This window comes from Streptomyces sp. NRRL S-118 (assembly GCF_000716335.1).
Classification (GTDB): domain Bacteria; phylum Actinomycetota; class Actinomycetes; order Streptomycetales; family Streptomycetaceae; genus Streptomyces.
Genome location: NZ_KL591031.1, coordinates 39,477 through 57,899 on the forward strand (window position 1 = coordinate 39,477; position 18,423 = coordinate 57,899).

The 18,423-nt window shown below is 70.9% G+C and carries 15 protein-coding genes and 2 pseudogenes; 8 read left to right on the forward strand and 9 right to left on the reverse strand.

Features of this window, described 5'->3' with window-relative positions; genetic code table 11:
* Nucleotides 1–106: 106 nt before the first annotated feature.
* Nucleotides 107–559: a GNAT family N-acetyltransferase gene (locus IH00_RS0133240; protein ID WP_031079793.1), complete on the forward strand. Its 453-nt coding sequence runs from the start codon at nucleotides 107–109 to the stop codon at nucleotides 557–559.
* Between the two features lie 279 nt (nucleotides 560–838).
* Here the strand turns inward: IH00_RS0133240 and IH00_RS41050 are convergent.
* The 4 genes and pseudogenes from IH00_RS41050 to IH00_RS0133255 form a co-directional block, all read right to left on the reverse strand.
* Nucleotides 839–1,668, reverse strand: a pseudogene (locus tag IH00_RS41050) (MerR family transcriptional regulator).
* 87 nt (nucleotides 1,669–1,755) lie between these two features.
* Nucleotides 1,756–1,929, reverse strand: a complete 174-nt coding sequence (locus IH00_RS43040; RefSeq protein ID WP_158828076.1) for a hypothetical protein — start codon at nucleotides 1,927–1,929, stop codon at nucleotides 1,756–1,758.
* A 345-nt stretch (nucleotides 1,930–2,274) separates the two neighbouring features.
* Nucleotides 2,275–2,850, reverse strand: a complete 576-nt coding sequence (locus tag IH00_RS0133250) for a hypothetical protein (RefSeq protein ID WP_031079794.1) — start codon at nucleotides 2,848–2,850, stop codon at nucleotides 2,275–2,277.
* A gap of 567 nt (nucleotides 2,851–3,417) precedes the next feature.
* Nucleotides 3,418–4,035: a TetR/AcrR family transcriptional regulator gene (locus tag IH00_RS0133255; RefSeq protein WP_031079795.1), complete on the reverse strand. Its 618-nt coding sequence runs from the start codon at nucleotides 4,033–4,035 to the stop codon at nucleotides 3,418–3,420.
* A 72-nt stretch (nucleotides 4,036–4,107) separates the two neighbouring features.
* Between IH00_RS0133255 and IH00_RS0133260 the strand changes: the two genes are divergently transcribed.
* The gene (locus IH00_RS0133260) at nucleotides 4,108–5,160 is read left to right on the forward strand and encodes a saccharopine dehydrogenase family protein (RefSeq protein WP_078888095.1); all 1,053 of its coding nucleotides are present in this window, start codon (nucleotides 4,108–4,110) and stop codon (nucleotides 5,158–5,160) included.
* A gap of 530 nt (nucleotides 5,161–5,690) precedes the next feature.
* On the opposite strand, the gene IH00_RS0133265 is transcribed toward IH00_RS0133260, so the two are convergent.
* Entirely contained in the window at nucleotides 5,691–6,236 is a 546-nt protein-coding gene (locus tag IH00_RS0133265) for a GNAT family N-acetyltransferase (protein WP_031079797.1), read from the reverse strand.
* 191 nt (nucleotides 6,237–6,427) lie between these two features.
* On the opposite strand from IH00_RS0133265, the gene IH00_RS0133270 reads away from it, so the two are divergent.
* Nucleotides 6,428–7,036: a hypothetical protein gene (locus IH00_RS0133270; protein WP_052411836.1), complete on the forward strand. Its 609-nt coding sequence runs from the start codon at nucleotides 6,428–6,430 to the stop codon at nucleotides 7,034–7,036.
* Between the two features lie 553 nt (nucleotides 7,037–7,589).
* Here the strand turns inward: IH00_RS0133270 and IH00_RS0133275 are convergent.
* Nucleotides 7,590–7,796: pseudogene (locus tag IH00_RS0133275) on the reverse strand (tellurium resistance protein TerC); the annotation flags it as partial.
* Nucleotides 7,797–8,132: 336 nt separating this feature from the next.
* Nucleotides 8,133–8,924 (reverse strand): phytanoyl-CoA dioxygenase family protein, encoded by a 792-nt coding sequence (locus IH00_RS0133285; protein ID WP_031079800.1) that lies wholly within the window; start codon nucleotides 8,922–8,924, stop codon nucleotides 8,133–8,135.
* Between the two features lie 1,096 nt (nucleotides 8,925–10,020).
* Between IH00_RS0133285 and IH00_RS0133295 the strand changes: the two genes are divergently transcribed.
* The gene (locus tag IH00_RS0133295) at nucleotides 10,021–10,896 is read left to right on the forward strand and encodes a potassium channel family protein (RefSeq protein ID WP_039947683.1); all 876 of its coding nucleotides are present in this window, start codon (nucleotides 10,021–10,023) and stop codon (nucleotides 10,894–10,896) included.
* Here IH00_RS0133295 and IH00_RS41055 read toward each other — a convergent pair.
* Both IH00_RS41055 and IH00_RS0133305 read right to left on the reverse strand, forming a co-directional pair.
* Nucleotides 10,860–11,729 carry a PucR family transcriptional regulator gene (locus IH00_RS41055; RefSeq protein WP_420710965.1) on the reverse strand — a complete coding sequence of 290 codons (870 nt, stop codon included), beginning with the start codon at nucleotides 11,727–11,729 and terminating at the stop codon, nucleotides 10,860–10,862. The genes IH00_RS0133295 and IH00_RS41055 overlap by 37 nt on opposite strands.
* 687 nt (nucleotides 11,730–12,416) lie before the next feature.
* Nucleotides 12,417–12,695, reverse strand: coding sequence for a hypothetical protein (locus IH00_RS0133305; RefSeq protein WP_031079803.1), 279 nt, complete (start codon nucleotides 12,693–12,695; stop codon nucleotides 12,417–12,419).
* 442 nt (nucleotides 12,696–13,137) lie between these two features.
* Here IH00_RS0133305 and IH00_RS39180 point away from each other — a divergent pair, with 442 nt between their 5' ends.
* The 4 genes from IH00_RS39180 to IH00_RS0133325 form a co-directional block, all read left to right on the forward strand.
* On the forward strand, nucleotides 13,138–14,508 hold the full coding sequence (locus tag IH00_RS39180) for a chymotrypsin family serine protease (protein ID WP_158828078.1): 1,371 nt from the start codon (nucleotides 13,138–13,140) through the stop codon (nucleotides 14,506–14,508).
* Entirely contained in the window at nucleotides 14,505–15,494 is a 990-nt protein-coding gene (locus tag IH00_RS0133315; RefSeq protein ID WP_052411839.1) for a polyprenyl synthetase family protein, read from the forward strand. The genes IH00_RS39180 and IH00_RS0133315 overlap by 4 nt, the downstream gene beginning before the upstream one ends.
* Before the next feature lie 13 nt (nucleotides 15,495–15,507).
* Entirely contained in the window at nucleotides 15,508–17,697 is a 2,190-nt protein-coding gene (locus IH00_RS0133320) for a geranylgeranyl reductase family protein (protein WP_031079806.1), read from the forward strand.
* Between the two features lie 204 nt (nucleotides 17,698–17,901).
* On the forward strand, nucleotides 17,902–18,423 hold a 522-nt coding region (locus IH00_RS0133325; protein ID WP_052411840.1), incomplete at its 3' end, for a YdeI/OmpD-associated family protein.

Consider the following 18,423-nt stretch of genomic DNA (forward strand, 5'->3'; position numbering starts at 1 on the left):
CCGCTGCGGCTTTCGCCGGCATCGGCGGGCCGCCGTTGCCCGGCAGGCGGCCGGATCGGTCCGGAAGCATCCCGTCGCCCAGGAGGCCGTGACTACTCTGCAGGGCATGAGCGATCTTGAGATACGCCCGGCCACCGAGGAAGACCTCCCATACATCGTCGCGATGCTCGCCGACGACCCCCTGGGCGCACAGCGCGAATCCCCCGACGAACTCGCCCCGTATCTCGCCGCCTTCGAGCGCCTGGCGAAGGACCCGAACCAGCACGTGGTCGTGGCCGTTCGCAGGGGCAAGGTGGTCGGGACCCTCCAGCTGACGATCGTTCCGGGGCTTTCCCGCCGGGGTGCCACCCGCTCGATCATCGAGGGCGTGCGCGTCCATGCCGACGAGCGCGGCGGCGGCCTGGGAACGCGGTTCATCGAATGGGCCGTCGAGGAGTCCCGCCGCCAGGACTGCCGACTCGTCCAGCTGACCTCCGACGTCACGCGCACCGACGCCCACCGCTTCTACGAGCGGCTCGGCTTCGAGGCCTCCCACGTGGGCTTCAAGAAGACACTCTGATCAGGGGCCTGTTGCTCAGTTCGGCCCGTCGCGCGGCGAGTGGCAGGCGCGTCCGGACAGCCGACCTGTTCGGGTCCGTCCCGGCCGGTGGAACTGCTGGACGGCCCACCGGGCGCCGGGCCGGATGATGCCGGCGCCGTGGCGGGGAGGCGGTGCTGGCAGCAGACCTCGGACAGGCCGCGGCAGGGCGGCCCTCCCGTACGCCGCAAACGTCCCCGACATGACCGGGCGGAGCTGCCGCCGCTTGCACACCGCCCGCCCCCTGCGCCCCGGCCGCCGTCACCGTCCACGCCGGGAACGTCGCCGAGCGGCTTCCTCCCGTCGCGTTCCGGACCCATCCGCTGTGGGGGTGAGGCGCTCCAGTTTGGTCCAGCCGGTCCACCCTCGCTGTCTGAGCAGCTCTCGATCAGCCGCGGGCCGGCGGAACCACGTCGAACGCCAGGGCGTCCATCAGCGCGACGAGGGCGGCTCGATGTCGGTGTCGTCGATGTAGTCCTCGCCCCGATCGTCGGCCATGCGCGTGAGGTAGAGGGCCAGTTCGTCGGCCAGCTCGACCAGCCCTGGCGCCTCATCGGTCCGGTCGAGTGCCCGGCCCAGCGTGAGGTGGAAGCCGATGAGCTGCGGGTCGGTGATTTTGCTCCTGCTTGCGTGCCAGCCACTCCGGCACTCGCTCGGGGGAGCGCGCGACCAGGGGGATCCAGCCGTCGCGTTCGACCTGGACGATCCGCTCGTCGACCCCGAGCGCCCGGAGCCGGTTCCAGGTACTCGACCACGTCCGGGGGCAGCGCCAGGTGGTCCCCGGAGGCAAGGCGGGCGATCCTCTCCCGGTGCCGCTGCCGCACCCTGATCTCCGCCCGCAGCCGCTTGTCGATGTCTGCGACCGCCGCGGCGACCCCCCTTTCGTCGGCCCGTAGCAGCTCCCGTACACGCGCCAGCGGGACCCCGGCCTCGGTGAGGGTCCGGATCCTGATCAGCTTGAGCACAGCGCAGGCGTCGTACCTCCGGTAGCCGGAGTGGTCCCGCTCCTCCAGCAGCCCTTTGGCGTGATAGTGCCTCACCGCGCGCACCGTCACTCCGGCGTGCGACGCCAACTCACCGATGGTGAGCATCGGACCAGTCTGCGGGACGGGGGCGTGGGACGCCGTGGCCGTCCCGGCCGACGTGGGCCGGTGAGTGACCTCACCGTGGTCAGTCAGTCAGTCAGCCAGCCAGCCGGCCCCGCCCCAGGCGGGCCGGTGGTCGTGCGGCTCGCTGCGCTGACCCTCGTCACAGATGGTCGAGCACAGCATGGATTCACATTCCTGCGTCTCGGCAGCGCCGGGCCTCAACTCGGTTTCGGTGACGCGTGCATCCAGCTCGTCCACCAGCATGTCCAGAGCGGCGGGCTGATCTGCGACATTGCATGCTCCTTCTTTCGGACGGGGCCCGCCGTAGGCAGCGGCTGCTGCACGGCACCTGTCCAGCCCCGTTCCCGCAGAGGTGCACTGCGAACTGGATTGGCGGAGGCTCGCCAGCAGCACTTGCTTCGCAGGAAGCCGGCTTCGTCCGACACCCTGTCCGTCGTACGCGGCCGTGCCGTGCCGTGCCGCCGTGGCGCGTCGGGTACCCCGCCCTTCAGTAGCCGCGGCCCCGGGCGGCCGACACGCCCCATGCCGGCACGCCGCCGCCTGGACCACGGGTTCACTCGGGGCACACGCTGCGCTTGGGCTCGTGCGCTACCGGCAGTTGGTGATCGAGTTAACCCGCGACCAGTTCATGTGGTACCCCTGCATCGAGAAGGCCGCAGGCATGTCCGACCAGTCCAGGCTGGTGTAGTAGAGCCGTGGAACCGTGCCGGTGGTCTGGTTGTTCTGCCAGGAGCCCGTGGAGTAGAACGGGATGAAGTAGTTGTCGCAGGCGTACATGCCGATGGAGTCACCGGAGCCCCACTGGTACTCATACGCGCAGAACCATCCGTACGGAACAGGGCTCCACGTCGATGACCAGTCCTTGCACACGGTCGCCTGATACTCGGGCGCTGCCGCCGGTACGAGCTGTCGCGGCGACCTCTCGCCGGGGACGGACACGTTGAGGACCGCCCCGCTCAAGTCGATCTGGTTCGGTGAAATCTGTGTGCCACGACCACGCAGCTTGACCAGGTAGTCATCCACCTTGTTTTGCAGGGCGATCGCCTGTCGATCCGACAACCCCGCCGCACGCGCCTGCGTCATGAATCGCAGGTCGGATGGGGACGCTGACGCGGTTTGCTGGGTTCCCAGTACCAGCAGTAAGCCGGCGAGTCCGATCGACATCCATTGTCTCATTCTGGATTTCACGGTTCCCTCTTTCCTCTCTCGGATGGCACCCGCAGGCCTCCGCGCCCTGGCCTCGCACTCAAATTCCCCGGCAGGGTCCGGTGTTGTCCAGTTTTTCGACATCTCTCGAAATGTGCGGCGATGCCGCCGTGCCCGGTGACCCCGGTGTTCGTCGGTCGCTCCTTCCAGCGCCCCCGTGACTCCCGGTTGTCGCCCGGGTGCCGGGGAGGGAACCATGGGCGCCACACGCGCGTGACCCGGTCTGTCCCCGTCGGATTGACGGAGACAACCGGGCCTGAACGCTCAAGAGCCGTCGCATCCGGGGTGGTCCCGGCCGTCCTGCCGGCTGTGATTCCGGTGGTCGCACCCTGCGTGGGCCCGCTCGACGTGCCGCCGGTCGGCCTGCCGCTCCCTTCCGTCGTGCCGTCGGCCAGGTCACCGGTGACAGTGCCGCCGCCATGCCCTGATTGGTGCCGTCCGATCCGCCGGTGACCGGTCCACCGTTGACCGCCCACGACGGCGGGTCCCGGAGCGGCACAACAGTGCGCGTGCCTCACCTCGTGCTCAGGCGAGGAGCTGCCGCGCCAGTGAGTCGGCGGCCCATTCCTCCCACCGGGCCGGAGACCAGCCTCTGGTCGTGACGAGGAGGCCGTAGCTCTCCGGGCCGAGGACGGCCAGCGCGATGTCCGCTGCCGACTCGCTGTCGTGGCCGTGCCGCAGAGCACCCTTCGCGGCGAGGGCTTGTGCGAAGCGGAGCTGGACCGCGTGGCGCTGATCGACGTTGGTACGCCATAGCGCGGCGATCTCCGGGTCGGCGGTCGCGGCACGCACCACGTCGAGAACGGGCGCGGAGCGCTCCAGGATGCGGCGCGCTCCGGCGGCCTGGAGGGCGAGCTGGGTGGCGGGGGAAGGTTCGTCGAGGATCTCGCGGGCCCAGGGCCGGTCCAGGGTGGCGACCGGGTCGAGGTCGCCGGCGACGGTGGTGTCCAGGAGTTCCGCCAGCAACTTCCGCTTGGTGCCGAAGGTGAAGTACACGGTCTGGACGCCGACTTCGGCGGTGCGGGCGATGTCCGCGACCGTCGTGGCGGTCCAGCCCTTCTCCGTGAACAGCCGGGCCGCGGCATCGAGCATCCGCTGCCGCGTGCGGCGTGCCTTCTCCGCTCGGGTCAGGGCTGCGGGCACCTGCGTTCCCCTCCTCAGGAGGTCGACCCTCATCTTTGACTGTAGTGACACTACAGTGTGTTTCACTGGAGTATGACTACAGTGAATGGTGGGCGGGTCCTGGTGGCCGGCGGCTACGGTGCCGTGGGGACGACCGTGGCCGCGACGCTCTCCGGTTGGTTCCCGCACCGGGTGGTGGTCGGCGGACGCGATGAAGCCAGGGCGCGGCGCCTGGGCGGCGTGCGTGTGGACGTCACCGATCCGGCCGCCTTCCGGCGGACTTTGACAGAGCTGGGTGACGTGGCCGCGGTCGTGATGTGCGTGGAACCGCCCGACGCGCGCGTCGCACGCGTCTGCTTCGAGCGGGGCGTGCACGTGGTCGACATCGGGGCCACGCCCCGGCTGCTCGAGTCGGTGGCGGCCTTGCACGAGGTGGCGGCCGACGCCGGAGCGACCGGGGTGCTGAGTGTCGGCGTGGCCCCGGGGCTGACGAATCTCCTGGCCCGCCGGGCTCACGAGGCGGTAGGCGGCTCCGAACGCATCGACCTGACCGTGCTGCTCGGCGCCGGCGAAGCCCACGGCGCGGACGCGGTCCGCTGGACGGTCGAGAACCTGGCAGCACCCTCGGCGGCGGGGCGGTTGCGCGTCCCCCTGCCCGGCCACGGCACGCGCACCGCGCACCCGTTTCCCTTCTCCGACCAGCACACCCTTCCACGCACCCTCGACGGCGCGCGGGTCACGACCCGTCTCTGCCTGGACTCCGCACCACTGACCGCGGCCCTCTTCGCGCTGCGCCGGGCCGCCCGGTACGCGGTCGTACGGCGAGCCCTGATCGCCTCCTTCCGCCGGGTCCACCTCGGCGGTGACCTCTTCGCCCTGCGGGCCGACGCCCACCGCGGGGACCGCCATGCCGCGTACGCTGTGACCGGACGGGCGCAAAGCCGTGTCACCGCGCTGGTCGCCGCGTACGTCACCCGGGAACTGCTCAGCAATTCACTGCCCGCCGGGGTCCACCACATCGAGCAACTTCCCTCCCTGTCACGCCTGCCGGAGCGGCTCGCCGAACACGGTGTGGCACTGCACCACCTCACCGGTCCCCCATTCCGAGGCGACCGCCGCCCATGGTCGGAGCCCGGGACGGGCTGACCGGAGGGGTGTGCCGACGGTCCAGCGGTGCTGAGTACCTCGGCACCTCGGGGCCGAGGAGAGTCCGGTAGGTGTACGCCACCGCTCGCCCCGTCGGCGTCTTGGCGGGCGGCGATCAGCCCTTGTACCGTCGCGCTGTGGCGGCGCCGCGTGGCGCCAACCGGCTGGGTCGCGCTGCCGGGGCGCTGCTGCGGCAGCTCCTGGTAGTGCTTTGTCAGCTGCTCTTGTTGCGATGGTGTCTGGTGGTTCGCTGGCTGTTTGAGGGCTGGGGAGCTTGCGGCGGTGCGGGTTCGGCTGGAGGAGTTAGCCTCCGGGACGGGCCGTCCCCTGCGCTGCCGGTCCGGCTGTCGGTGCCGGAGCGTACAAGCCGCGCAACGCGGTCGAACGATGTATCGACCGGCCCACCCGTATCGTGGTCCCTTCATGCGAACGGAGAAGCCCGCTCTCGTCCGTCAGGCTGTCCTCCGCCTCACCACCATCCTCGTCCGGGCTCGCGAGTGGTCGAGGCGACGCGTGTCAGGGGCTGTTGGTCAGAGGGGATCGAGGAGCATCAGGACCTCGTCCCGTGTGTCGTCGGGCGCGAAGCGCAGGGCGCTGGGCCAGCGGCCGACCTCCCGCCATCCAAGGCGGCCGTAGAAGTCCTCCAGCCCTTCCTTCCCCCGGGCCGTGAGCCGGAGTTGCTCCAGCCCCAGCTCGTCACGGGCCACCGTCCGCAGTTCCTGCATGAGAGCGGAGCCGACACCACGCCCGCGGAACCGTGGGTGGGTCTGGAGGTGGTGGACCGTTCCCCAGTGGGCGACGAGCCGAAAGGGATCACGCTTGAGCACGACCCATCCGACAAGCGCCTCGCCGGACTCGGCGACGATGAGGCGGCTGCGCGACCGGGCGAGACTGCCGAGGAGCTCGTCCGTGACCGGCGCGACATCGTCGTCATGGACCGGAGGGAAGGGGAATCCCGCAGCGCCACCCGCGTTCGTGACCGCTACCCAGCAGGCAATGAGCTGACGCGTCAGGCCGGGAGTGACCTGGTCCATGCCGGTGATCTGCCGGAGAGTCGGCATGATCTTCTGCTTCATGCGCAGGAGCGTCCCAGGCGGTGCTGACATCGAAGTGGGCGGAGTCCCCGGAGCCGGCAACTGCTCACGCTTCCGACGACTGTCCGCCAGGCCGCCGCGGGTCGACCGCGAACAGCATGCCGCGCGGCCATACGCAGGGAGGCCGGGCGGACGGCCGCCGGACTGCGGGCCCGCTCCGATAGGGTTTCGCTGTGGAGGACCAGCGTCATCAGGATGAAATCAGCGGTGAGCCGGGGAGTGAGCCGGCCGACGATCCTGACGCGGCCATGGCCGAGTGGGACACGCCTGAGCCGATCGTGTTCGCGTGCGCTGCCTGCGGCGCGGCGCTGACGGGGCCGCTGAAGCGTTTGCCGGCGATGCCCGAGGCTCCCTCCTACGCGTGGTGGGAGGCGGAAGAAATGGGGCCGTCACCGGCTACTGTGCCGCCGGGCTTCTATGCGATCGAGACGGAACCGTACGGTGCGCCTCTCGTCGTTGCCGAGGTACCCGGCCCTGTGATGCCGCGCCACGGGACTCGTTGCAACCCCGAGGGGCAGCCGCTGGTCTCCCAGGGGCCGCGAGGCAACATCGTCATGAACCCGGACGACGCCCGCGGGCTGACGACGCGGCACGCCTCCGCCGCGTGTTGCGGGGCCACTCCCTACGGCGGACTGAACCAGCTCTGCACCTGTGGAACGCGGGTCGCCACCCTCTGTTCCGACTGCTGCCTGCCGTACGAGCTGCACCTCTCACCCGACCACGTGCGCGCCCTGCCGCTGAACCCTGACGCAGCGGTGTGCGCGGAGGGAACCCCATCCTGATGCGCTCCACCAAGCTGGACCACCACCGTGCCCGTCCCGGGTCACGGCACCTGACCCGTCTCGCGGATCGGGCCCTGGGTCGGCTTCAGCGGGGCCACTCGCAGCGAGCTGCTCATGCTCCGGATCGCGGCGGCGAGCCCCCCGGGGATCCGCCCTGGCCGTTGCCGCTGTCATCACCATCCCGGGTCACGTAGCTTCCTGCACGCGGGTCCGTGCATGGTTGATCGCGGGACGTCCTGGGGCCGGTGGCACCGGGGCTTCTGACAGTCGATCATCGTCCGCGAGTCAACCGCATGAGTGAGCTGGGTGGCGACAGCCGGAAACTGCCTCAGGCCGGAGCCGCGCTCGATGACGCTGCGAGCCGTGCCTGCTCGTCACCGAAGCCTGAAGGTCCTCCGCCGGCCGATCCCCGACGGCCCGCGACCCGGTCGCCCGTTCAAGGGTGACCGCTCATGGTTGCGTGGGCGGCTGCCTGAGGACGGACGGGGCGCAGGGCGGTAGGCGGTTGAAGGCTGCTTCAGCCGGCACCACGATTCCCGACCCTCGTCGGCTGCTCCTCCGCGTCACCGGGCCGGCCGCGGGTGGCGATCAAGGACCAGGTGATGGAGGTCATGATGGTGACGGCGATGACGCCGAGGGTGAGGGGGATGGGCAGCTCGCCGACGGGGGTCTCGGAAAGGATGAGCTTGACGCCGGCGAAGGCCAGGAGCACCGCGAGGCCGTAGTGGAGGTAGGCGAAGCGGCGCAGAAGTCCAGCGAGTGGCCTTCATCATTTTCCTGATCTCCATTTACGAGGACCCGGGCCCCGTGTGCGGCACGGGCCAGGACAAGGGCCCCTGCTGAAGCGGACACTTGGCTGCTCGCATCGCCTCCGACAGGCGTCACCCGCTGCTGCGGCAGACGAGGGAGGGCCGACGGCGGGCGTCCGTGCCGAAACCGCCCGCCTGGCGCTGTCTGCTGTCCGTCCCGGCCCGTGGCCTCCCTTCCGGCGGCCGTACGACGGCTGTCGCCGACAGCCGTGCCGGACACCATGGCCGGTGAGGACGTGCCCAGGGGACCTGTTGCCCGTATGTGGCTGTGCCGGGACGAGTGTTTCTCAGGAGAGGTTGTCGACCGGCGTGTGCTGACCCAGGCCCTGGCGGATCGCGACCTCCACGGGTGAGTACACGCCGTCGGCCCGTTGCAATTCGTACGGCGCCGCTGGCATCAGCGGCGGCTGGGCCATGAAGCGCGGCCGCACACCATGGTGCGGTTGCGCCGCGTGTACCAGAAAGGGATGACACAGGAAGACGTCCCCCGGGGATCCGGTGGCGAGGGCGATCGGCCGGTGTTCGGACGCCGCCACCAGTTCGGGCGCGAGGACCAGTCCACTCGCCCCGTCCTCGCCGTACTTCTCCAGCACCTTCGGTGCGTCGAGGTGTGAGCCGACCCGTATCCGGGTCGGGGCGTCGTCCTCACCGACCTCGCTGAACAGGAACAGCATCAGCAGCGCGCGGCCCCGCGAACGCAGGTTGGTGAAGTACCAGCTCTCGCCCTCCGGCAGGTAGCTTCCTTCGATGTGCCAGCCCGCGTCATCCGGTTCCTCCTCGTGCGGGAAGCGCAGGGGGAACGTGCCCAGCGAGTAGCGCGGCTCCCAGCGTCCCTCACCGACCAGCAGGTCGTACGCGCGGTGCAGCGAGGGGGAGTTGGGCGCTGCGGCGAACGGCCCCTGGGCCATGCCGGCCACCCAGTGCACAGGCTGGGTCCATGTCGCTTGATCGTCCGGGTCGCAGCCCGTCTCCCGCCACAGCAGCCGTGAGCAGTCCGCGGCCACGCGAGGCGCGACGGCCCCCTCCAGTTTGACGAAGCCGTTGCGGAGGAAACGGGATACCAAGGTCGTGTCATCCATGCTGCCATCGTCCGGCGACACCGGGCCCGGGCACCCGACATCCAGCGCACCGTTTCTGTCAGGTGTTCACCGAGCCGTTCCCTGGCCACTGGACCGGCAAGGTTGTCCCTCGGCCTCCGGTGCGGACCGGCGCCGTCAGCAGCGCCACCCCGGCGGTTCCCGGCTGCGGGTGCAGCGGTCTGCGCGGACGGTGGCCCTCGGCCGGTCCTCCACGACCGTGTGAGCCGTCCACACCCCCGGCGCCCGCACCGGCCTCGACCGCGACCATGATGCCGTCGACCATCGTTCCGGCCGGTGGGGCCGGCACGGGGCGCGTCGCTGCCGCTGCGGCCCACGCCGTAATACCGTGCGTTTCCCCGTCCTCTGGTGCGCGCCGTACCGGGTCGCGATCGTCCTGTCGTGCCGCCACCTGCATTCCCCTGATGAACGCCGTGGGGGGACGTGGATGCGGCGGGAGCCGCCACCGTACGTCGAGGAGCTCCCCGGCTTCGCCACGGGCAACCACGGCACCGACTCCCATTCGACGGCTGGAGCGTCACGTGGATCACGAAGAGGTTGACGGCGCGACCGTCGCAGCTGCCCTCACCCTGGCCCTGCCGTGCGTCGCGCAGGGCAGCGAGCCGACCGCCGCTGAGCCGGCTCCGCAGGTGCAGGGGCGGGTCGGACCGTCCCGCCCTGTGTACCCGCTGAACGGCGCCCGTGCCCTGCGGGTGACGGGCAGAATCTCCCGCATGCTCTCGCCGTGGGCTTCGGTGCCGGTGTCCTTGACGGTCGCCGGGACCGTTGTCGTACACGAGTCCGGCCGGGTGCCGGCCGGGCAGGTGGGGGCGGCGGCGTACCGACCACGGTGGGCCGGTGTACCCGGCACGGTGACAAGGACTCCGGCACGAGGAGGAGTCCGAAGCCGACGAGGGGCCCACCGGCCGAGGGGGGAATCGTGGCCCGTGTCCCCACCGGTTCCCAGCGCCGTCGCCAGGCGGCCTTCCCGGGGCGACCCTGCCGCTGGCCGTGCACCACTCCCGTGGCGGCCAGTGGCCTGCTCGCGCCGAAGGAGGCGGTCTCTTAGGCTGGTGCACGGCTGTGCCGAGGAGGAGCGGTGGCGAAGTGGCTGGTGACGCTCGGCGGCTTCGCACTGGCGATGCTCGCTCTCAGAGACGTGTTCCACACCTTGTGGCACCCCACCCGCCACGGAGGGCTCAGTCGAGGCGTCATGACCGCGGCCTGGCGGCTCTCCGCCCGCTACGGCCGACGCCGAGCGGTCGGGCTGGCAGGGCCCCTGGGCATGGTCACCGTCGTGGCCCTGTGGGCGGTCACCATCATCGCCGCGTGGGCTCTGATGTACTGGCCCCACCTGCCGCACGGCTTCTCTTTCGCCACGGGCCTCGCGCCGGCGGAACACGCCGGTTTCCTCGACGCCGTCTACATCTCCATCGTCACCATGGCCACCCTCGGGCTCGGCGACATCGCGCCGACCGACGCGTGGCTGCGCATCCTCGGCCCCATGGAGGCCGTCGTCGGCTTCGCCCTGCTGACAGCCACGGTCACCTGGGTGCTCGGCATCTACCCCGCCCTGGCCAGACGCCGGGCCACCGCCTTGCGCATCTCCCAGCTCCGGCGCGCCGGCCTGAGCGGGCAGCAGTGGTACACACCGACGGCCACCACTGCATTGCAGAGCCTCGCCGCCGATCTGGCGCACGTCTGTGTGGACTTCCGGCAGTACGCGGAGTCGTACTACTTCCACGACGGCGACGTGAGTACCTCGCTGGCCGCGAACATCACCTATCTCGCGGCAGTGGTGGACCATGTGCCGGACGGTGCCGGAGAAGAGCCGCGCCTGGTCAGGGAGATCCTGCGTGTGTCTCTCGACGACCTCGCGGTCACCCTCGACGAGCGCTTCCTCCACACGGGCGGCACGACCGGGCACGTCCTCAACGGCTACGCCCAGGAACACGGGCGCACTGCGAAAGGGTGACGTCCGGCTCCACCGGCCAGGGGCGGAGCGCCGTCAGCTCCGCCTTCTCGGGCCAGTCGAACAGGCGGGCACCGATCACTGCCGTCCGGAGCACGGAGCGGCCCCCGGGAACCGCCCGGGTCGGTTCCGGTCGGTTGGCGGATCCGCTCCAGGCGGTACGTCACCACGCGGACGCTCAGCGACAGCCGCCGTGCGGCCTCGGCCGCCACGCAGCCGGTGTCGAAGTACGCCGTGAGGGTGTCGGCTGGCGCCCCGGGCTCGCCGGAGCGGGCCGCGAACCGCGCGTACGAGGTCGGCCATCGCCTGCCGGTCGGGGCGGGAACCGGGTGCACGAGGAGGTCGGCGGCGGGCAGCAACGGGTCGTCCAGGTTCATACGCTCCCCCGGACCCAGGGCGTTGAGCGCTTCCTCGTACGAAGGGACGACTCCACCGACTCCCGGACGCGCCCGGCCGACGGCCACCCGACCGCCGTCGGTCGCGGCGTGCGCCTGTTTGGCGAAGCAGGTCAGGACATCGGCTTGGTCACCCGGCGCGATGCAGATGAGCCGGCCGTTCTTCGTGGTGCAGAAAGAGGCGGTCCCGAAACGAGCCGCGAGGGACGCTTCCGCGCCACGGGTGACGGAATGGCCGTCGTCGTACGGCTCCGCCCCTGTGCCACGGCGACCGGTTGCGACCGGGCGACACCCGGGCCCACGAGCATGCCTTGGCGCTGCACGTGGAGAACATCCTGCACGCGACCCGTGCCCTCGGCGCGGACTCCTTCGACGCCTTGTCCGCCTGGGAAGGCGCGGGCTCCGTTGCGCTGTCGGCAGGGGGTGGAACGAGAAGGCCATCGCACTATCTGGAAGACGGCCATCCACAGCGAGCACTGCCGCACCTCGAACAGGCCCTGGCCATCCGCGAGGGCGTGTTGGAACCGCACCATGCCGACACCCTCGACGAGCTGCTGACGATGATCTCCGCCTATGAGCAGGCCGGCCGACCCGGACAAGGCCATGGCTTGCGCCCAGCGCCTGGTCACAACCGTGGAACGGGTAGCTCCGCAACACCCCCGCCTGCCAGAGCTACAGGCATACCGCGAGCGGCTGGCGCGGGCACTCGGGGAGACAGGCAGTGCAGCGCCAGGGCGGGACGGCACGAGGACACCATGACGACGGAGGACAGCGCGGATGGCGGCATGGGCCGGGGAGTACGAGGGCGCTGGTTCCGGATGCCGCCCAAGCAGACGGCGGAAGCACCCGGTTGTTTCTGCCGGGTAGCGGACGACGGTGTCCGGTCGCGGTGCCCGCACTCGTAGGGAGCACCGATCACGAGCCGGTGTGCGTCGGCCATGCCCCCCTCACCGTCGCGATCGTGCCGAGCATCGTCCGGAACAGCATCGGCATGGATCTCGGAACAACAGGGGGCCTTGCGGTCGACGTGGCGGCCCGGACGGCTGTCCAGGACCTGGGGGAGACCCTTGAGGCGCCCCGGCCCGGACGGCTCTCGCCGAACGCCCGCCCGGCCTGCCCCTGAGCTCGTCAGGCCTCACCCGGGTGCATCAACCGGATCGGGCCGGTGACCTGGAAGCGCAGCGGGACTCCGTCGACGGTGACCGGTTCCTGCGGGAGGTCGGCGCTCGATTGCAGGTACACCGTGATGCAGTACGAGGTGCCGGGCGGGGCCGTCTGTCCGATGCCCAATCCGACGGCTCGGTAGGTCGCCAGTATGTGCGCCCGATGCCGGTTCAGGGTGCTGCGGACGCGCTCAAGGGTGTTCGGCTCGCTCATGAGGGCTCTGGCCTGTTCGCGACGGATCATGCGGACCTTGTCCTCGAGCGTACCGGCCGTCCGGCTCCGCCGCGCCGCCGGCGCGAGCACGGCTGCCCGGCGCTGGTCGGCGACCGGAGGACCGCGTACCGCGGGGACCTCCGGTCCGGGCCGCTGCCCGCGGGACGGCCGCTCCGGGACGACCCCGCGGGCGATCAGGACGTACCGGCCAGGTGAGCGCTGTCACCGGCACAGCCGATCAGAAGGGGTCGCGGGGCGTGGGACATCGGATGCTTCAGGTAGGTGGAAGTGCGGCGAGCTGCGCATCCGATCGCATCACGGGCCGTGACGTGGGCCGGGGTCGGCCGTGGCCGGAGGAGCGGACCGGGAGAGGATCTGCGTGGACGAGCGCTATGCGAAAGCCCGGGCCTTGTCCCAGACCGTGAGAAGGACGTACTGGCCGGCGTACCAACGGGATTCCAACATCGTGGGCATGGCCTTCGGGCAGCGGATCACCGGCGGGCGCCGGACCGATGAACCCGCCGTGGTGATCTACGTGGCCCGCAAGGTCTCCGACCAGTACCTCCCGCGCTCCCGGCACCTGCCCCGGCGCCTGTACGTGGGAAGCGACTCCATCGAGGTCGACGTGGTGGAGACCGGGCCCGTCTACCCGCTGGAGTTCACGGCCCGGACCCGGCCGGCGCCCTCCGGGATCAGTGTCGGCCACCAGCTCGTCAGCGCGGGAACCCTGGGATGCCTGGTACGGGACAACACCGACTCGAGCCTGTGCATCCTCAGCAACAATCACATCCTGGCCAATCACAATGCCGCCATGCCCGGCGACGCGATCATCCAGCCCGGCACCATGGACGGTGGCACCGCGCCCGGCGACACCATCGCCACGCTCAAACGCTTCATCACCATCGGCATGTCCGGCAACACCGTCGATGCCGCCATCGCCCAGGTGACCAATCCTGGTGACGTCGTCGACCGGATGATGAACAACCTCATGCCGATGCCGAGCCCCGGCCATCCCGCCGTGGGACTGCTCTTCGCCGGCTCCTGCAACCGCACCTTCCTCAACCCCATCCAGGACGTGATGTCCCAGCTCAACATCGCTTTCCCCGCCGGAGCAGGCTCGACCGCCACCGCCCGGATCGGGATGAACGTCGAGAAGGTCGGGCGCACCACCGAGTACACGACCTCGACCGTCCTCGAGATCGACGCGACGCTGACGCTCAACTACGACTTCGGTCCGGCCACGTTCGACAACCAGATCGCCACCGCCTGGCTCTGCGAAGGCGGGGACTCGGGATCCATCGTCTGCCAGGGCGGGGCGGGCGGCAACGAGGACCACTGCAGTGGCTGCCTGATCATCTCCATGGCTTCCAGCATGCTCGGCGAGGACCTGTCCGTGCACCAGCAACTGGAGAAGGAGTTCCGGGAGCAGCACCTGAGCCGGACGCGCATCGGCAAGTACCTGATCGATGTGTTCTTCCACAACGAGGAAAGGCTGGTGAACCGGGCCCGGCAGACACGGCTGAGCGAAGAGGACCGGGCCCACGCACGCAGGCTGTACGACCGCTATGCCGAGCTGATCACACGGATCATGGCCCGGCCCTACGTCGATGAGACGCGCCTGTCGGCCGAGGACCTCGCCGAAGCACGGCAGGCACTCGACCTGGCCAAGAAGTACATGACCGCCGAGGAAGGCGCGGTGGCGGACGAACTGTTCAACCTCGCCAAGGGCGCCCAGGGACTCAAGCCCGGTGAGATCCTCCAGATGCTCAACCACCCCGGACTCCACAACCGGGTGAAGCAGTTGGTCTCCCGGATCGACTTCCTCCAGCAGCCCGAGCCGTGACGACACTCCAGCCGACCGGTCGGCACTGGCTCGCGTGCCCCCGCACACGAGCGGCTCTCACCGGACTCGACGCCATCCTGCGCGAGGCGGCCACCGCGGACGACCCGCTGCTGCGCATGATGGCCGGCCACCTGCTGCAGCGGGGCGGCAAACGGCTCAGACCGGCCCTGCTGGTGCTGTCCGCCTCCTACGGCACCTGCCGGCGCGAGCAACTGCTGCGGGCCGCAGCCGCACTGGAACTGGTGCACATCGCGTCCCTCTACCACGACGACGTGATGGACCGGGCACCCACACGGCGCGACGGGCCCAGTGCCAACGCCCGCTGGGGCGACGAACTGGCCGCTCTCGCCGGCACGTACCTGTTCGCCCGGGCCTCGCGCCTCCTGGTGACCCTGGGCGACGAACCCAACCGCGTCGCGGCCGAGGCCTTCCTGGACGTGTGCAGCGGACAGCTCCAGGAGGCGGAGAACGCCTACGACACCGGCCTCGACGAAGCGGAGCACCTCCGGATCCTCGCACGCAAGACGGCCACACTGTTCGAACTGCCCTGTCGCCTGGGCACCCAGCTGAGCAAGGCACCACCGGCGTACGCGGACGCCCTCCGGTCCTACGGACGCAGCCTCGGTCTGGCGTTCCAGCTCACCGACGACGTCCTGGACCTGCCGGGCCGGGGCCGCGGGTCGGGCAAGTCGACCGGCACCGACGTGCGCGAGGGGGTCTACTGCCTGACCGTGCTGCGCGCCGTACGGATGGGCGGCGACGTCGGCGCGCGGCTCGCCGCGCTGCTGGGCCGTGAGGACATGACCGCCGAGCAGGTGGCCGAGGTCTACCGGCTGGTGGAGAGCACCGACGCCGGGCCCGCGGTGCTCGAGCTGGCCCGCTCCCACGCGGCGGAGGCCCTGGAAGCGCTCCGGGTGCTGCCCGAGGGACCACCGCGCGAGTCCATGGAGAACCTGGCCCGGCACGTGCTCACCAGGTCCAGGTGAAAGGGGCCGCAGCGTGGACGCAGACGTCATCGTGGTCGGCGCGGGGCCGGCCGGGGCCACCACGGCGTACTGGCTGGCCCGCTACGGCCGGCGCGTGCTCCTGCTGGACGAGCAGGAGTTCCCCCGGCACAAGACGTGCGGCGATGCGGTCGGGGCGCCGGCCGTGCGCCTCCTCGGCGAGATGGGAGTGCTGCACCGGCTGCAGAAGGAGCACCGGGATCCGCTGCGCATCCGTGGCACCCGTGTGCGCGTGCACCGGCGGTGGCGCACCTTCACCCACGAAGCGGGGGACTGCGGACTGACCGTGCCGCGGATCGTCCTGGACGACGCGGTCCGCGCGCAGGCGGTCTCTGCCGGGGCCGACATGCTGCCGCGCACCCGAGCCGTCCGGCTTCTGCGGGACAAGGATGTGGTGGTCGGCGTGGAGGTGTCGCAGTCCGGCCGGGGTTCGCAGCTCCTGGCTCCCGTCGTGGTGGTGGCGTGCGGGGCCGCATCCGACGCACTGCTCCCACCCCCCTCCGGAACGGGCGCCGCGACGGGCCGCGGACACGCCGTACGGGGCTACGTGTCCGGGCTGACCGGGCTGACCGACATGCTGGAGATCCACATGCCCGTGACGACTCCGGCCGGACACGGGCATCCGCCCGCCTACGGGTGGGTCTTTCCCACCGGCCCCTCGACCGCCAACGTCGGCGTGGGAGTCCTCGGAGCATGGCCGGGTGGTGACCCGGGCGGCCTCTGGGACACGTTCGTCCGCGCCCTGCGGGACACCGACCCGCGCTGCACGCACCTGCGACAGGACACAGCCCGCGAGGCCGCGCCCCTGCGTTTCGACTTCGTCCCCGAACGCTGCACCGCCCCCGGGGTCCTGGTGGTGGGCGATGCCGCCGGGATGGTGTCCCCGTTCACAGGCCACGGCATCGGGCCGGCCATGGAGTCCGGCCGCCTGGCGGCCACGGCCATCCACAGTCGGCTCCGGCCCGGGCTGTCGGCCCCACCGGATCTCTCCGGGTACGTCCGCAGCCTCAGGAACAGCTATGTCGGCCACTTCGAGGACGGCGATCGATCCGCACGCCGCCACCTGATGGTCTGGCGGACGCTGCACAGCACCTTCGAAGGTGAGCGGCCGCTGTTCGCGCTGGGCCGCAAAGCGCTCCTCTTCCCGGACGGGTGCAGCGAACTGCACATGACCCGCGTCCTCGACGACGCCACATGCGTTCTCGGCGCGAGCGCGCCACGGCTGCGTGCGGATCTCCTCGCGGTCAGCGAGGTGCTCCTGGACGCCGTACGCACCGATTGGCCGTTCCTCGGTCGCATCACCGCGATGGGGCGGGGCGTGCCCACCGTTCCCCTGCGGCCGGCTCTCTTCACCCTGCTCGCCGGCCGGCTCGTCGCACCAGGACCCCATCCCGCCGCGGCCGTCCTGGCCGCTGCCTCGGTCGAGCTCGGCTGCCTCGCCGCCCTGGCCGGGCTCAGCGTCACGGAGGGCACGCGCGACGCGGACGCCCCGCGTGCCCGGACGGCGGCGAACTGGGGCAACATGCTGGCGCTGATGGTCGGCGACTTCTTGCTCGGCAAGGCCAATGAGCTGGCCGCCCGCACGGGCACCGAGGTGAGCCGGATCGTGGCGCAGGCGCTCGCCACCGTCACCGAAGGCCGGATCCGGCAACTCCGCCATGCCCACAACCCCCACCTCACCACGACCGAGCGCGTGGCGATCCTGACGGAGCAGACCGCCACGCTCTTCGCCCTGCCCTGTGAGCTGGGCGCCCTGCTCGCCGGCGCGACACCGGCCGAGGTCACCGCCCTCTCGGCATACGGCCGCCACCTCGGCCTGGCCTTCCAGCTGACCGAGGAAGCACGCAGCGCCACCGGCCGGCCCACCAGACTGGGCACGACACTGGCCTCCGACCTCGCATCCGGCACCTTCGGAGTCCCGGTGCTGCACGTCCTGCACCTCAACAGCAGCGTCAGCACACACCTGCGAACCGTCCTCACCGGACGGCCCCTCGACGACCAGCACGTCCGGACCGTCATCCGACTCGTCGAGGAAGGCCGGGGGGACACGGCGGCACGAGACTTGGCCACCCACCATGCCCATCAGGCACGAGCCGCGCTGCAGCACTTCGCCCCGGGGCCGGTCCGGCACACCATGGAACGGCTGGTCGACCACACCCTGAATCCGCCCCCCGGGTCTGCTTGACCGTTCCCCGAACCGCCGCATCGCGACGGGGCGCGGGCGGGCCCACTGGGGCTTGTCCACCAGAGCCCCGGCGTTCCGCAGCGAGTCCTTCGCCTGTCGGGCCGGTGTCGGCCGGGTGCCCCGGCCGGCCACGCTGCTGGCGATGAATCCGGCTCACGCTCCAATAGGCCAGTTACTGTCCTATTTCGAGCCTAGGGTGCTTCCATGACGACTCAGGAGCCACTTTCGTTCGAGACCGTCGCCGACCTCGACGCCTGGCTTTCCCGGCATCCCGCCCCGCACCAGGGGCTGTGGGTCAAGGTGGCCAAGAAGGGCTCGGGCCTGCCTTCCGTCACCGCCGCCGAGGTGAACGACGCGGCGCTCTGCCACGGCTGGATCACCGGGCAGCGCAAAGCGCTCGACGCCACCCATTACCTCCAGCGGATCACCCCGCGCCGGTCCGGCAGCCTCTGGTCCATGGTCAATGTGCGGCGGGTGGCCGTGTTGACCGCCGCCGGGCGGATGCGCCCCGCCGGGCTGGCCGAGGTGGACGCCGCCAAGGCGGATGGGCGCTGGGCGGTGGCCTACGCGTCCCAGCGTGACGCGACGGTCCCGGACGACCTCGCCGCGGCGCTGGAGCGCAGCCCCGCGGCGAAGGCGGCCTTCGACGCGCTCGGAAGGACCGACCGGTATCTCGTCGTGCTGGACCTGCTGCGCGCCCGGACGGACGAGCGGCGGGCCGCCCGG